General features: G+C 62.7%; 15 protein-coding genes. 2 read left to right on the top strand and 13 right to left on the bottom strand.

What is annotated here, in order from left to right:
* Positions 1-874 precede the first annotated feature (874 nt).
* Entirely contained in the window at positions 875-2,611 is a 1,737-nt protein-coding gene (locus AC3A5Z_RS23945; RefSeq protein WP_487521776.1) for a plasmid recombination protein, read from the bottom strand.
* A gap of 472 nt (positions 2,612-3,083) precedes the next feature.
* Positions 3,084-3,380 (bottom strand): hypothetical protein, encoded by a 297-nt coding sequence (locus AC3A5Z_RS23950; protein ID WP_487521789.1) that lies wholly within the window; start codon positions 3,378-3,380, stop codon positions 3,084-3,086.
* 109 nt (positions 3,381-3,489) lie between these two features.
* Here AC3A5Z_RS23950 and AC3A5Z_RS23955 point away from each other — a divergent pair, with 109 nt between their 5' ends.
* A complete protein-coding gene (locus AC3A5Z_RS23955; RefSeq protein ID WP_487521790.1) occupies positions 3,490-3,762 on the top strand; it encodes a zinc-binding dehydrogenase in 273 nt (90 codons plus the stop codon).
* Between the two features lie 51 nt (positions 3,763-3,813).
* On the opposite strand, the gene AC3A5Z_RS23960 is transcribed toward AC3A5Z_RS23955, so the two are convergent.
* The 10 genes from AC3A5Z_RS23960 to AC3A5Z_RS24005 all read right to left on the bottom strand — a co-directional run bounded on the left by AC3A5Z_RS23960 (position 3,814) and on the right by AC3A5Z_RS24005 (position 13,030).
* Positions 3,814-4,986, bottom strand: coding sequence for an MFS transporter (locus AC3A5Z_RS23960; protein WP_487521777.1), 1,173 nt, complete (start codon positions 4,984-4,986; stop codon positions 3,814-3,816).
* Complete coding sequence (locus AC3A5Z_RS23965) at positions 4,983-6,605, bottom strand: GMC family oxidoreductase (protein ID WP_487521778.1); 1,623 nt, start codon at positions 6,603-6,605, stop codon at positions 4,983-4,985. The genes AC3A5Z_RS23960 and AC3A5Z_RS23965 overlap by 4 nt, the downstream gene beginning before the upstream one ends.
* Positions 6,598-7,446, bottom strand: coding sequence for a fumarylacetoacetate hydrolase family protein (locus tag AC3A5Z_RS23970; RefSeq protein ID WP_487521779.1), 849 nt, complete (start codon positions 7,444-7,446; stop codon positions 6,598-6,600). The genes AC3A5Z_RS23965 and AC3A5Z_RS23970 overlap by 8 nt, the downstream gene beginning before the upstream one ends.
* Complete coding sequence (locus tag AC3A5Z_RS23975) at positions 7,443-8,126, bottom strand: hypothetical protein (RefSeq protein ID WP_487521780.1); 684 nt, start codon at positions 8,124-8,126, stop codon at positions 7,443-7,445. The genes AC3A5Z_RS23970 and AC3A5Z_RS23975 overlap by 4 nt, the downstream gene beginning before the upstream one ends.
* A gap of 11 nt (positions 8,127-8,137) precedes the next feature.
* Positions 8,138-8,908: an ABC transporter ATP-binding protein gene (locus AC3A5Z_RS23980; protein ID WP_487521781.1), complete on the bottom strand. Its 771-nt coding sequence runs from the start codon at positions 8,906-8,908 to the stop codon at positions 8,138-8,140.
* Entirely contained in the window at positions 8,905-9,681 is a 777-nt protein-coding gene (locus AC3A5Z_RS23985; RefSeq protein WP_487521782.1) for an ABC transporter permease, read from the bottom strand. The genes AC3A5Z_RS23980 and AC3A5Z_RS23985 overlap by 4 nt, the downstream gene beginning before the upstream one ends.
* A gap of 56 nt (positions 9,682-9,737) precedes the next feature.
* Complete coding sequence (locus AC3A5Z_RS23990) at positions 9,738-10,745, bottom strand: ABC transporter substrate-binding protein (RefSeq protein WP_487521783.1); 1,008 nt, start codon at positions 10,743-10,745, stop codon at positions 9,738-9,740.
* A gap of 67 nt (positions 10,746-10,812) precedes the next feature.
* Positions 10,813-11,856 carry an NAD-dependent epimerase/dehydratase family protein gene (locus AC3A5Z_RS23995; RefSeq protein WP_487521784.1) on the bottom strand — a complete coding sequence of 348 codons (1,044 nt, stop codon included), beginning with the start codon at positions 11,854-11,856 and terminating at the stop codon, positions 10,813-10,815.
* Between the two features lie 114 nt (positions 11,857-11,970).
* The gene (locus tag AC3A5Z_RS24000) at positions 11,971-12,651 is read right to left on the bottom strand and encodes a TetR/AcrR family transcriptional regulator (RefSeq protein WP_487521785.1); all 681 of its coding nucleotides are present in this window, start codon (positions 12,649-12,651) and stop codon (positions 11,971-11,973) included.
* Positions 12,652-12,877: 226 nt separating this feature from the next.
* On the bottom strand, positions 12,878-13,030 hold the full coding sequence (locus AC3A5Z_RS24005) for a hypothetical protein (RefSeq protein WP_487521786.1): 153 nt from the start codon (positions 13,028-13,030) through the stop codon (positions 12,878-12,880).
* Between the two features lie 138 nt (positions 13,031-13,168).
* On the opposite strand from AC3A5Z_RS24005, the gene AC3A5Z_RS24010 reads away from it, so the two are divergent.
* Complete coding sequence (locus AC3A5Z_RS24010; RefSeq protein ID WP_487521787.1) at positions 13,169-13,684, top strand: hypothetical protein; 516 nt, start codon at positions 13,169-13,171, stop codon at positions 13,682-13,684.
* An 82-nt stretch (positions 13,685-13,766) separates the two neighbouring features.
* Here the strand turns inward: AC3A5Z_RS24010 and AC3A5Z_RS24015 are convergent.
* Positions 13,767-13,965 (bottom strand): hypothetical protein (locus AC3A5Z_RS24015; protein WP_487521788.1); only part of this gene is annotated, 199 nt, incomplete at its 5' end.

Genomic DNA, 13,965 nt, shown 5'->3' on the forward strand with positions numbered 1-13,965 from the left:
CAGGCCCTGATCCCGCCCACCCGAGGGGGGTCAATATTCAACGCCGATACGGGGTCAGATTTCGGTGCCGATTGACAGCGGAAGGCTCTCAGTTTTGGCGGCGGTCTTGGCGCAGCGCGAGATCGCGCCGCTTCTGTCGGACAACCACTTCTCGGTCAACGACACGCTGGTCGAGGCCTAGAACTTGATGAAGCGCTTCCGGCCGAAGGCCGAGACCACCCCGCCGATGACCATCTAGGCAGCCCGCCCAGACCGGGCGCCACCGCCCAAGATCAGACCGCACCAGCCGAAGCCGTAACGGCCCTGTGTCCCGCGCAGCCCGCCAGAGCTGCAATGCAGAAGTGACTTCTGGGGCGAGAGCGGTCCAATACCATTCATAGCTCGACCACCGACCCGGATGCCTGCTTCTACAGCAAAGGCCCCCGGCACCGGGAGCGCCGCCCTGCTTCAGCAGCCATGCGCTGATGGAGGACCGCAACAGCCTGATCATGCAAGGCGCCCTGACGCAGGCAGACGGCAATGCCGAACGGCGCGCCGCCCGGATCGACGCGTAAACTGACACTCGGCGCCGACAAAAGGCATCGATGCAGCCGCGTTTGTCGCCGACCTGCGCCAGGCCTGTGTAACGCCCCGCGTCGCACAGAAATCTCCATTCTGCGCGACCGATGGGCCGCACCAACTGACACGAGGGCATATTCTAATAGACCCAACGGTTTAAGATACTTGGCTTATCACCGGGTGAGCTGAAGCGAAGATGCTGCAGCGGCCCCTGCCCGATGGGACGCTGACGGTGCGGTAAGGCGGCTCCGGCCTCATCAAGATGGTAACATCCGAGGCTTTCACGTGACCAATCTCCGGCGCCTCCACAATCCTCTCATATATCCTTCGCGGGATCTTCATCGGAATGGTGAGCGTTATGAATACGCTGAAGACGTTCATCCGCCGATAGACCCATCTCCTTCCTGACGGCGGCGAGATCCGCAGCGTCCTCCACTAGTTTCTTGCGCTCTCCACTGAGCACAGCGTCGACTGTCGACCGAACCACCATGATCAGCCGCTTCAGCCACAAGCCGGCAGCCGCAACAGTGTCCGCAACCGCCTTCTGCTCGCTCTCCTCCTTTGGCACTGCGGGTCCAAATACAATTCCCTCGGTGCGCTTCGGTGTGGCTGGACGCCACGCCAAGACGCCTGCTTCAAACAGCTCAAGGCCATTGGCAAGAGCATCGACGCGCCGAGCCTCGCTCATGGTGGCCACGCGGATTTTCTCGGCCTCCGCCTTCGCGTCGCCAGCCGCCATCTCCGACAGGTGCTGCGCGATCCGCGCCTTCATCGCATCTTCATTTGCCGACTTCTTCCGAGCCTCAGCCTGCTCTAGCTCCATCTGGGCAACGCGCTTCTTCTCCTCGGTGGCTTCGATCTCGCGCCGGCTTGAAGCCAATGCCGCTTCCATCTCTGAAGTCTCCTGCCTCAGAGACTGAATCTTCCCGACCGCCTCCTCGGCTGCTTCGACATAAGCACCAGCACGCGAGATGACTGCCGTGGCCTTTGCCTCATCCTCTTCTTTCCGGAGTCGGGCGGCGCAAGCCGGCTCTTCTGCCTTCTGGGCATCGACCGCTGCCACATCGCGGCGCCGAATGGCACAAGCTTCTTCCTTTCCTGATGCCGCCCTCTGAGCTTGCGCTTCGCGCACGGCGCGTTTGCGGCTCTTGTGGATGGCGGACTGGCCGAGCGCCCGGGCGCTCTCGGCGACGCCGTCAGCCTCGACGCGCGCCTTGGCCATGATTTTCGCCTTTTCCGCCTCGGCTCTCCGCTTCTCCTCCGCACGATATTGGCTCCGAGACACATGCCGCCGCTTCGGTTCCGCTGGCTCATTAGCGGCCATGGCCGCCCGGCGCGCGGCGGCATGGCGTCCGCCGCGGCGCAGGCCGATCTGTTCGAAATGACGGCCGGCCACGTCCTGCGCATGCTCATAGTCAGCCAGCAGCGGATTTGCCGCAGCCTGCAGCAGCCGCTGCACGCCGCGGTTTGCAGTCTCCCGCTGCGTCCAGACCGCTACGACGAAGTGAAGATGAAACGCCTCTTCGTCAGAATGCGAGGCGGCAAACCGAAGCTGTCCGTCCGGAAAATGCTGCTGCAGAAAGGCGAGGGCGTGGTTACGGAATTTCTCGACCTGATCACCCTTCCACGCGCCGATGCTTGTCCCGCCGAACCACATCTTGTTGACTGTGAGAATGCCTTCTCTAAGCGGGCCGTCGCTGCAACGCTTCCACGGATCACGAACACCGGCCTCCCTGACCTTGGCCGCGTCCTTCTTCCGCGACCTCGCGAGCAGCGCCTCGAGATGGGCATCAAGGTTCTGGCGTGACGCGGTATCGACCTCGAGCCTCAGATCCTCGATCCAGGTCGTCTCACCGAACTCCGTCCGATTTGCGTCCGTCTGTTCAAGGTCAACATGCAGCAGATCACCCCCGGCACGTCGGTCATGCATCGCAAGCCTCCTGAGGTCACTGGGATGCAGGCCCTCGAACCTAAGAACGATGGGCGGGCCTTCGACAACTGCGGGGGCTGGCTGGAAGAACTGGATCGCAGTGATGGAGGTAATGGCGTTCATGACACGTAGGCCTTGCTGAAGAAGAGCTTCTCATTCAGGCTAAGGTCATCCCTAGAAAATCATCGCACGGGCACGGACAGGAATTGTCGGTCCGTTACTCACTAGTGTTGTTGCAATCCGGGCAGGCCCGGATCGCAACAACGCCGCTCGCGAAGGGGGATACCCCCGTTCGATCCCCTCCTCGGACCTGCTCTACGGCTGCGCCGTATCGCAGGTCCTGCGGCCAGCATCCTGCTGGACCGGAGCTTGCTTCTCCTGAGGATGACCTTGTTCTGATGGAGCAATCTTACGCGAGACTGTTGGGCCGTCCGCGGTCGTGCAGACATCGGCTCCGGAGCATCTCCGCTCCGGGCCTGGCTCCTGCCGATCATCCCCAGCGAGGAACGTCAGTCCTGCATTACCACTGCGAGGATTGCCTTGGAGAGATCTGCACCGACCCGCTGGAAACTGAGCAACCGGGCAACCGCGCGCGTCATTTCCTGGGGCGGTATCGCACCGCACTCGGATCGGACCCGATGCGCGGCTGCTGCAATTTCATCAGGGGGAGATATTCCACCTTGAGCAAGGCACCCGTTTCAGCTCGACGATCACGGATCGGCGGGGCCGCGTCTTGCTCAGACGTCAGCACGAAATCCCTGATCTGCCAAAGGTTGGCATCCCTTTGACGCGCCGAACTGATCGCCCGTCTCGTCGCTTGAGCGATCCGATTTCCGGTGCGAGACTTGCCGAATGCAGACGAGATCCGACGCGCAGGTTCGTCGACGTGGATCGGTCCCTCGGAGAGCCGCCACCGGGCAGCACAGGTTTGATGTCATCATCGACAAAGTCGGTGCGGGCGCGCTTGACTTCATCTGCAGGTAGCAGCACTGGCGGGGCGGATCGTCAGTGTCGGACATCTCGGTGGGCGCATCGACACCCTGAACATCGACGAACTGGCCCGCAAGCGCCTGAAGCTGATCGGCGTCACCTTCCGCTCCCGCGCCGAACACGCCGCGGTGGTGCGGGCCTATGAGCGGGATGTGTTACCCCACTTCGGCAAGGTCCTTAATCCAGTGGTCGACCGCGTCTTCCCATTGAACGAGGCGGCTGCGGCGCAGGACTACATGCTGGAGGACCGTCATTCTGCAAAAATAGTGCTGGACATCGATTGAATCCTTTATGGCGGTCCAACCCGTAGTGTGCGCAGTCCTGATACATCGCGCTCACCGAAACCCTGGTAGTTTGCGCGAGTGCCAGGTTATCGCCATTGCGGCTAGTGCACAGGCCATCAGGACCAGCCCGGCGCTCTCCCAATTCAGCGTGGCTCCCACGACTGCTCCGGCGATTATCGGCCCGAACACCTGCCCGAGCCCTGCCGCCTGATAAAGCACGCCTGCAGCGATAGACGGAGCGATGTCGGCATCTTCCGCAAGGGGCGGCACAGATGACCAGACCAAGGCTGGCGCAATGCCGGTGCTCGCAGCAAGAGTGAGGGCGGCGGCTATCCTCATCACATCGGGAAATGGAGAGAGAAACACCACTCCTGATAACCCGATTCCGCCGAAGGAAATCAGCGTCAGTCCTAAGCGGCTGACACCTTTTCCAACTGCTGCTCCCGTGGCGATGTTCCCTGGCAGCAGAAGCAGTGCACAGACAAATCCAAGCCCGGTCGCCATCGCAGTTTCGTAGTGCATCGCGCCGATCATGACGCTGGGAAGAAAGCCCATGAAGATCATGTTCGCCGCCGAAAACAGCAAGAAAACCAGCGCCATGCGGTAGAGGGGATGGCCCATCTTCGGCAGGCGATTCACTGGCGGCGCAGAGGAGAGCGCCCTAACCCTGTGGCGCGCCAAATGCAGCAAACCGCCGAGCGCCAACGATGCCACCCCGCAGAACGCATAGAACGATCGCCAGCCATGATCGTCTAACATCCCGAAGGCTAGCGCCATGCTGAGCGCGACTCCGATGGGCAGCCAGGCCGCCCAAAGGCCAAGGGCGAGGGGACGGTCGCCAGGCGCAGTGGCGCTCTGCACCAAGGCAGGCATTGTCGTCACCACCAAGGGCAAGCCGATAGCCTCGACGATGCGCGTAAACAGAACAACAACCTCTGTTCCGGCAAATGATCCGGCGAGAGACGCAAGACCCATGAGCGTGAGACCAATCACTCCTGCACGCATCACCCCGATGGCCGAGGCGGCGCGCCCCATGACAAGACCCGTCAGCGCCGCACACGCGCTGATCATCGAGAGATAGATAGAAGCTTGCGTCAGCGTTGTTCCAAGCTCCGCCTGCATCAAGGGCAGCGCTGCGGCAGCCTTCCCGATATGCATCGCCGCCGCCGCTCCCCCCGCCGTGGCGAGGAAGACCATCGGCCAGTCGGTGACGACGCGTGTCATCCGCGGGCTCGGGCGAGGATCATGCCTGAAGCTTTCTCGGCGATCATCGTCACTGGCGCATGCGTATTGCCCGACGGGATTGTCGGCATCACCGAGGCATCGGCGATGCTGAGCCGGGACAGGCCATGAACCGTCAGTTCCGGTGACACGGTGGCCATTGCATCGGTGCCCATCCGCGCGGTGCCGACCGGATGGAAAATGGTCGTGGCGATGTCGCCAGCAGCCGTGAGAAGTTCGTCGTCGCTGGTAACCTGCGGCCCGGGCTTCAGCTCTTTCGGCCCATAGGGTCTCAGCGCCTCCGTCGCCATCAGCCTGCGGGCATGGCGGATGCCCTCCACCGCCACCCGGCGGTCGGCGGGAGTGGAGAGGTAGTTCGGACGGATCTGCGACGGCTTCCCCGGATCGGGACTGGCGATATGGCAGGTGCCCCGGCTTTCTGGACGCAGGTTGCACACCGAGACGGTCAGCGCGGGTTCCAGATGCAGCGGCTGCCCAAAAGCGTCAAGCGACAGCGGCTGCACATGGTATTCGATGTTTGCCGTCTCGTGCTCCGGCGAGGAGCGGGTGAAGATGCCAAGCTGGCTGGGAGCCATCGCCATCGGTCCCGACTGGCGCAGCATATATTCCGCGCCGATGGCGACGCGACCGAACAGCGAGGCGTAGCGGTCATTCAGGGTGCGCGCTCCGGTGATGCGGAAGATCGTGCGGACCTGAAGGTGGTCCTGCAGGTTCTCGCCTACCCCTGGAGCATCGAGGCGCTGCTCGATCCCCTGTGCTGACAACACCGCAGCCGGGCCGATGCCAGAGTGCTGCAGCAGATGCGGTGTCGCGATGGCACCGGTTGAGAGGACGGTCTCCGCCGATGCCCCCGCTTGCCAGAGCTTCCCGCCCCGGCGAAACGTCACGCCCTTTATCTCGCGCCCGTCCAGAACCAGCCGCTCCACCTGCGCCTCGGTGACGATGCGCAGGTTCGAGCGTCGTCGCACCGGATCGAGAAAGGCCTTCCGGGCATTCCAGCGCAGCCCACGGCGCTGGTTCACCGGGAAATACCCAGCTCCTTCGTTGTCGCCGGCATTGAAGTCTTCGGTCGGCTCGATGCCCAGTTCCGCCGCCGCGGCCAGAACCCGGTCGAGGATCGGCCAGTTCAGCCGCTGTTTCTCCACACGCAACTCGCCGCCGGATCCGTGCAGGTCGTCCGCCGGGCCGTAATGGTGCTCGGACTTGCGGAAATAGGGAAGCACATCGTCCCAGCCCCAGCCGGGATTTCCCATCTGCCGCCAGATGTCATAGTCGCGGGCTTGGCCTCGCATGTAGATCATGCCGTTGATCGACGAGCAGCCCCCCAAGACCTTGCCTCGCGGGTAGAGCAGACTGCGTCCGTTCAGGCCCGCCTCGGCCTCGGTCGATAGGCACCAGTCGAGACGCGGGTTGCCGATCGCGAATAGATAGCCCACCGGCACATGCACCCAGAGGTGATTGTCGCTCTTGCCCGCTTCCAGCAACAGCACCCGGTGGCGCGGATCGGCGCTGAGCCGGTTGGCCAGGACGCAGCCCGCTGATCCAGCGCCGACGACGATGAAGTCATAGGTGCCGAAATCCTCGGCACGGGGATCAGTCATGGTCCGGCACCACCCTTTGTTCCTGCTGGCCCAGTCCGTCGATCTCCAGACGCATCACGTCGCCGGTTTTGAGATAGAGTTGCGGCTTCATCCCCAAACCGACGCCGGGCGGCGTGCCGGTGGTGATCACGTCGCCGGGGTGGAGCGTCATGAAATGGCTGAGATAGCTTACCAGATGGGCGACGCCGAAGATCATGGTGCGGGTCGAGCCGTTCTGGCGCGGAATGCCGTTTACCCAAAGCCGCATGCCCAAATCCTGCGGATCCGAGATCTCGTCCCGCGTTACCATCCAAGGCCCGAGCGGGGCAAATGTGTCGTGGCTCTTGCCCTTGGTCCACTGCCCCTGCCGCTCGGCCTGCCACGCCCGCTCGGAAACGTCATTGCAGATGAGATAGCCCGCAACGTGATCCATCGCTTCCGTTTCGGAGACCCGCTTCGCCTTCGTGCCGATGACAAACGCCAGTTCGACCTCCCAGTCGGTCTTCACCGCATCTACCGGGATGCGCACGTCGTCATGCGGACCGGAGATGGAGCTGGTCGCCTTCAGGAAGACGATGGGCTCCGACGGCACCGGCAGCCCGGATTCCTCTGCATGGTCTGAGTAGTTCAAGCCGATGCCGATCAGCTTTCCGATCCCGCCGACGCAGGGACCGAGGCGCGTCCCTGCCGCAACCTCGGGCAGTTTCGCCGGATCAAGCGCAGCCAAGCGGCTCAACGTCTCGGGCGACAGCGCCTCGGGGCCGATATCGGCGACATGACCCTCCAACGAGCGGATGCGGCCTTCGGCATCGAGCAGGCCTGGACGTTCGGCGCCCGGTGCGCCATAGCGAAGCAGTTTCATGCGGTGTCTCCGGTCAGGGCCGGGGCGCGATGGGCGACCTCCAGCCAGAAAGTTTCAGTCTCGGCGTCCCGGCGGCTCTCCGAGACGTGCGGTTCTGCGGCGTCGCCGGCAGCGATCGGATCGTCCCCGGGAGGAGCCAAGAACTCGATGAGCGCCACAAAAGCCTGCTTGCCCGGACCGCCGCCATAAATGGCGCGCTCCGAGGTAGCCACATCGGACCCCGCTGCGTCGGACTTCCAGACACGGATCTGCTTTACACCTGCCGTTGCAGCCGCAGCGCTGGTCCAGGCGGCAAGCCGGGCCTCGGCACCGACGTCGCTCAGATCGAACCGCATCGTCCGCACATAGGGCGCAGTGATCCCCGCCCCGCCGCCTTCCGCCGCTAGTATCGAGTAGACCGTCCGCACAGGCTTGCGGAAATGGGTGAGCGCCTCGCGCGTCCAGTCGGTCGGCGCATTCAGCGCGGCCATGTAGGCGGCGGAGGTGAGGACTTGCGGCCCCTCCGTCTCATACATCATGAGAAACCGGGGGGCGTCATCCATCGCCCGGTAGCGCCGACCGGCCAGAAACCCGGGGATCGAAACCCGTTCGGGAATGTGTTCGCAGTTGTGCCATTGCTGATAGCGCAGCACATAGTCCGGGTCGATGTCCGCCCAGAAGGCCATGAGACCGTTCGCCATTGTGTCGTCTTTCATTTCATTCCGAGGAGTTCGTAGACCTGCCGGGTGTAGACGCCGAACTGCTCATGCGTCTTCATGTCCAGCGTGCGCGGATAGGGCAGATCGACGTCGATCCGCGCCGCAAGACGAGCCGGCCCCGCCGTCATCACCGCGATGCGCGAGCCGAGCAACACGGCCTCGCTGATGCCATGCGTCACGAAGAGGATGGTCTTGCCGCTCGCTTCCCAGATCCGTAGGAGCTCGAGGTTCATCTTCTCCCGCGTCAGCGCGTCCAGCGCGCCGAAGGGTTCGTCCATCAGCACCAGTTTGGGGTCATGCACCAGCGCACGGGCAATCGAGACACGCTGTTGCTGACCGCCCGACAGCTGCTTGGGGAACTTCGCCTCCTGCCCCTCGAGACCGACCAGCGCCAAGAGATCCCGCGCCCGGTCACGCGCCTCCGCCATGGGCAGGCCAAGGATTTCCGCTGGAAGCAGCACATTGTCCAGGACCGTCCGCCATTTCAGCAGGAGCGACTGCTGGAAGACCATGCCGATATCGCGCTTGGGATTGAACGGGCTGGCCTCAGACCCAATCTGCACGCTCCCCCCCTCGTGGCTGGTCAGCCCTGCAAGGATCATCAGGATCGTCGACTTCCCACAGCCCGAGGGACCGACGATGGACATGAGCTCGCCTTCATGAATATCGAGCGTCACATCCGAAACCGCGACGTATTCCTTGGATCCGCCCTGCCCGTAGACCTTGCGGACGTTTTCCATGCGGATGAATGGTTGAGGGATCATGCGGCACCTCTGCGGTTGACGAGCAGCCATTCAAGAAGCGCGACGGCTCCATAAATCACCACGCCGATCAGGGTGATGATGGTCACGGCCATGAACATCGTGGCGGTATCGAGGTTCACCTGCACCTGGATCATCAGGTAGCCAAGTCCCCGGTCGGAGCCGATGAACTCGCCGACAATCGCTCCGGCGACGGCAAGAACGGCCGCAACCTTCATCCCGGAAAAGATGTAGGGCAGCGCTCCTGGAAACTGGATCTTGCGGAAGATCTGCCAGCGACTGGCGTTCAACGTCCGGGCCAGATAGAGCATTTCGGGCTCAATTTCCGCAAGCCCGCGCGACGTCGTGATGACGATCGGGAAGAAGCTGATGGCAAAAGCGATCAGCATGTTGGTGTTGATGCCGTAGCTCAGCCAGACGATGATAATCGGGCCGAGGGCGACCTTCGGGATCATGTTCAGCGAGACAAGCAGCGGCATCAGCGCGGAGGTTGCGGCCCGGCTCCACGAGAACAGCAGCGCCAGACCGACGCCGATCACCGCGGCCAGGAGGAACCCGCCGAAGATCTCGACAGTGGTCACCCAAGTGTTGGCGAGCCACTGGTTGCGGGACTGACCGAGCGTCTGGACCATCTCCCATGGGGACGGCAGGAGATATTTCGGTAGACCGCCGTAGTCCGCACCGATCTGCCACAGGGCGATGGCGGCGACATGAACGCCGATGGGCAGCACAAAGCGGTGCATGGCGTTGCCGGGACTGGTGGAAGAATGGGACATGCAAAACTCCGTTGGGTGAAACAGGGCCAGAGCGGCCCTGCCACCGGATGGGCTGCTCAGTTGGTCGGTGCGGCGACCATTTTGATCGAGGCGTCGAGGAACTCGTTGGTGTAGATTTCCTCGGGCGAGAACTCGGTCTGGATGTCGAAGACCTTGCTGACAAGCTCGGCATCCGCCGCGACCCGCTCGGGCACAAACTGCCCCATTGCGACCGTGGTTGAGGTCTCGTCGGTCATCAGTTCGATGACGCCGTTCCAGTTCTGGATCTCGCTCTCGATCCGCAGCCCCGACGCATATTTCGGGAGCACGTCCACGCATTCCTGTGCATGCTCGGCGCAATAAACACTGGCGCGCTGCATGACCTTCACGAAGCGACCCACCGCTTCGGGGTTGTCGCGGAGAAACTCGCCGTTGGCTACGACCGAGTTGCCGTAGGGGTTCATCCCCTGATCGCGCCAGGCGAACCACATCAACTTGTCGCCGAAGGCTTCCGCCATGATGTGGTGATAGTTCGAGAAGTAGGTGGTGCCGTCGATGTCGCCGGACATCAGCGCGCTGACCTTGGCCGCCGGCGAGATGTTCACCCACTGAACGCTATCTGGATCGATGCCGTTGACCTCAGCCAGCGCGGGCCACATGGCTCGAGCGGCGTCGGCGGGCGGGTTGCCGAACTTGTGCCCAGGGAAGTCCTTCAGGCCCGTCATGCCGGAGTCTTTCAGCCAATACATCTGGTAGGGGGAGTTGGCGTAGATGTTCATCACCGCCTTCAGGTCGGCGCCAGCCCCTTTGGCCACCATCGCGGCGCCCAAGTCGGCGATGCCCATCTCGGCGGACCCCGCCCCGACCCTCTGCGCGGCGACGGTGGAGCCCTGCCCCTGCTCGATCGTAACATCCAGATCAGCTTCGGCAAACCACCCGGCATCTTGCGCGTAATAGACCGCCGCATGCTCCCCCGAGGTGGTCCAGTTGAGCACGAAGGTCAAGCTGTCGGCAGCCTGACCGGCACCCGGCAGGCCCAGCATAAGCGCAGCCGCACAGGCCGTTGTTCCAGTCTTCATCGTCATTGTGTCATCCTCCCTGATGATGCGGATATCGCGCCGCACACGCGCCGTCTGTCCTCATCCCGTCGTCTCAGAAATGCCCCGCGCGCTCTTCGTAGTGCGTGGGCTTATCGAGCGAGGGCATCCCACGACCGACCCAATCGGCCACCCAGTCGATCATTCTCGCAAGCGGCACCGTCGGGTAGCCATAAAGGCGCTGAGCCGCCAAGGTGTTGTTATACCAGCCTGAGGCTGCGGGCTCGCCCTCGATCACCGGTGTCTTCCCGAAGCGGCGACCGAACTCCTCCGCAATCATCAGCACGCTGGCATGTTCCGGTCCGCCGACGTTCAGCGGTGTCGTTGGAGTTGTGGCATGGGCCAATGCGCCGAGGATTTGCGCATTGGAGTCCCCCTGCCAGATCACCGAAGCGAAAGCTGTGCCGATCGGGATCGGCTTTCCGTCCATCACCCAGCGCGCGATGTCGTGCAGCACGCCGTAGCGCATGTCGATGGCATAGTTCAGCCGGATCAGACGCCCGGCAGTCTGATGCTTGCGCGAGAAGTAGGAAAACACCCGCTCGCGGCCCACGCAGCTTGTGGCGTAGTCGCCGGTCGGTCCGGGCTGGACATCCTCGCTCCAGCCGCCGCCAGCAAAGGGGGCGAAAGGATAGACGCACAGGGTCGAGAAGGCCACGATCCGGGCAGCGCGAAAGCGTTCGGCTACCAGCGCCGGAACGTGGGTATTCATCGCCCAAGAAAAACTAGGATCACCATCGGTGCCGAACTTCTTGCCCGCCATGTAGATGACATTGGACACGTCCGGGAGTGCTGCAACGGCGTCCCGGTCTAGAAGGTCACAGACGATTGTCTCGATGCCCGCCGCTTCCAGTTCGTCCCGCAACCCTGCTTCAGAGAAGCGCGCTACGCCGATCACCCGCTTTTCCGGAGCAGCCCGCTTGGCCATACGCGCCAGAGACGGCCCGACCTTTCCACCGACCCCCAGCACCGCAATGTCTCCATCCACCTGCGCGAGCAGGTCCGAGAGCCACGGCGTCGGGCGCGAAAGCAGCTCTTCAAGCTCTTCCTCGGTGGCAATGCTGTCCGGCAGATCGTGGGACAAAAGATGTCTCGTCATGAAGTCCTCCCTAATTAAGTAAAAACTTAATTGATAGAGAAGCCACCTGTCAAGCGATGTGACTCGAGAGCCCTTCAGTGCGAAGGGCCACTTCAACTCAATGTTTTCTAAGACTTACGGTCGAAGGAAGCCGAGGATGACAGCCACGATGTGCTCTTCCCGCGTCTTGAGACGCTCGGGCGTCATCAGATCCTGATGTAGGATGAAGCCCAGCGTGTAGCGATTCGACAGGTAGAAGTAGCCTTCGGCGTTGATCGAAACGAAGAGCTCCACAGGATCGACACCGTCGCGGAACACGCCAGCCGCCACGCCGCGCTCCAGCGTGTCCCGGATGAATTCGAGAAGCGCATTGTAGAGCCCCGAGATCAACTGCGAGTCCTGGACATAGCGGGCGCGCTGGATGTTCTCGGTCGCCAGAAGGCCTATCGCCTCCGGAGTTTCGACGAACATGCGGAAGGTTGAGCGCACCAGTTCGCTCATCGCGGTTTCCGGATCAAGGTTGCGCAGCACCATGTCCTGATGGTGGCTGCGGATCAGCACATAAATCGACTCCAGCGCAGCGACGTAGATCCCCTGTTTGTTCCCGAAATAGTGGTAAACGAGATTGATATTCACCCCAGCATTGCGCGCGATGCTTTCCACACGCGCGCCGTCGTAGCCCCTGCTGGCAAATTCGGTGGTAGCCACCCGCAGCAACTTGGCCTTGGTCGCCTCCGCATCCCGGGTCCGAACCTTGGGGACGCTGCCAGGGGCGCGTGGCGTCCTCGCCTCGGCTTTCTGGGTCTGATCTACCATGAGATCACTCCTTCACTTTCCGACGTCCCATCTGCGCATGCCGTTACGGCCCCATTCCAGTTAACTTTGTCAACCGAGATCCCTGACCCGAAAGGGCTTAGCTGGTCTGCGGCGCCGGGAAGATACGCTGGCCAACGGAATTATAAGGTGGGCGGCACCATGTCGCGCACCGACTTCGCATCGGGTCGCCTAGAGCCCGCGGCCGCCGTTGGTCATTTGGAAGAGCCTATTTGGAAAGAAATCCCGCGTCTTTGAGATGCGCGACCAGCAGCCGCTCGACATAAGAAGCGATGGAGCGGCCATCGGCTTCAGCCGCCTCTTCGACGGCCCGCTTTGTGTCTTCCGTAACACGGACTGAGATAGCAGAAGTTTTCGTCATGAGTTCACTTGTGTGCAGTTGACATACATTGTGGATGAGTGCATGTTAATCTCAGTTGCACACAAATGCAACGGGCTGAGGGGAAGGTTCTAGCTCCCCGCCCAGCCCTGACACAGCAATCTCAGTAAGGAGACTACCATGGCTGTAACTACCTCTATCACCTTGGCTGGCGGTATCAAAGCATCGCGTTCCGAACCCGCGCGGGCGCGCCTGGCCTACCCCGCCTCTCCCGCCTTCACGGCATTCACCGTGCTGTCGAACGCGTTGGCGGAGGCCCGCGCCGCTGAGGAGCTGCGCGCCAGCCCCGCCGTGTGGGATCTGGCTTTGAGTGACCTCGACGCGGCAGCTGAGGACGCGACGAACGCAGCCATCGAGGCTGCCCGCATCGCCGGCGATGCGCCGATCATCCTCGCATCAGATCGCAGGCTCGTCTTCGCGGCGCGTTTTATTCATTGCGCACTCGGCATGGAGCACGCACCGGACCGGGACAACCTCCTGCACTTCATCGGCTCGAACAGTGGGCTGTGGGGTTCGGACGGCGGCGGACCTACTGCACGACGGGCGGAGGCGCTCATGGAGCTCGCGGTCGAGCGGCTGCTCGCTCTGATGGATCTGCAGGATGAGCATGCGTCCGAAGAGACGCTCGGCTTCTAAACCGGCGACTACAGATCGCCCCCGGATGCCGGGGGCACGTCGGCCAGATCGGTCACAGCGCCCGTGATCGACCCGCCCGTCTTCAATTGACAAACCCCGGCTCCGCCTCTCCGGGCAGGGCCGCTTGCTGGCTCGCCCCGAGCCAAGGCCAGAAAAAATCCGGATAATTACATATGTATTTCGCAAACCGATGTGCGGCGCGGCGCTGGCTCAGCGCAAGCCGCGCGCCAGGGGCGTCGGCACAGGGCCGGAACGCCGTAATCCCCAGAAAGTCGCGCCAA

The sequence above is a fragment of the Cereibacter sp. Soil_C_27 genome (assembly GCF_057657095.1).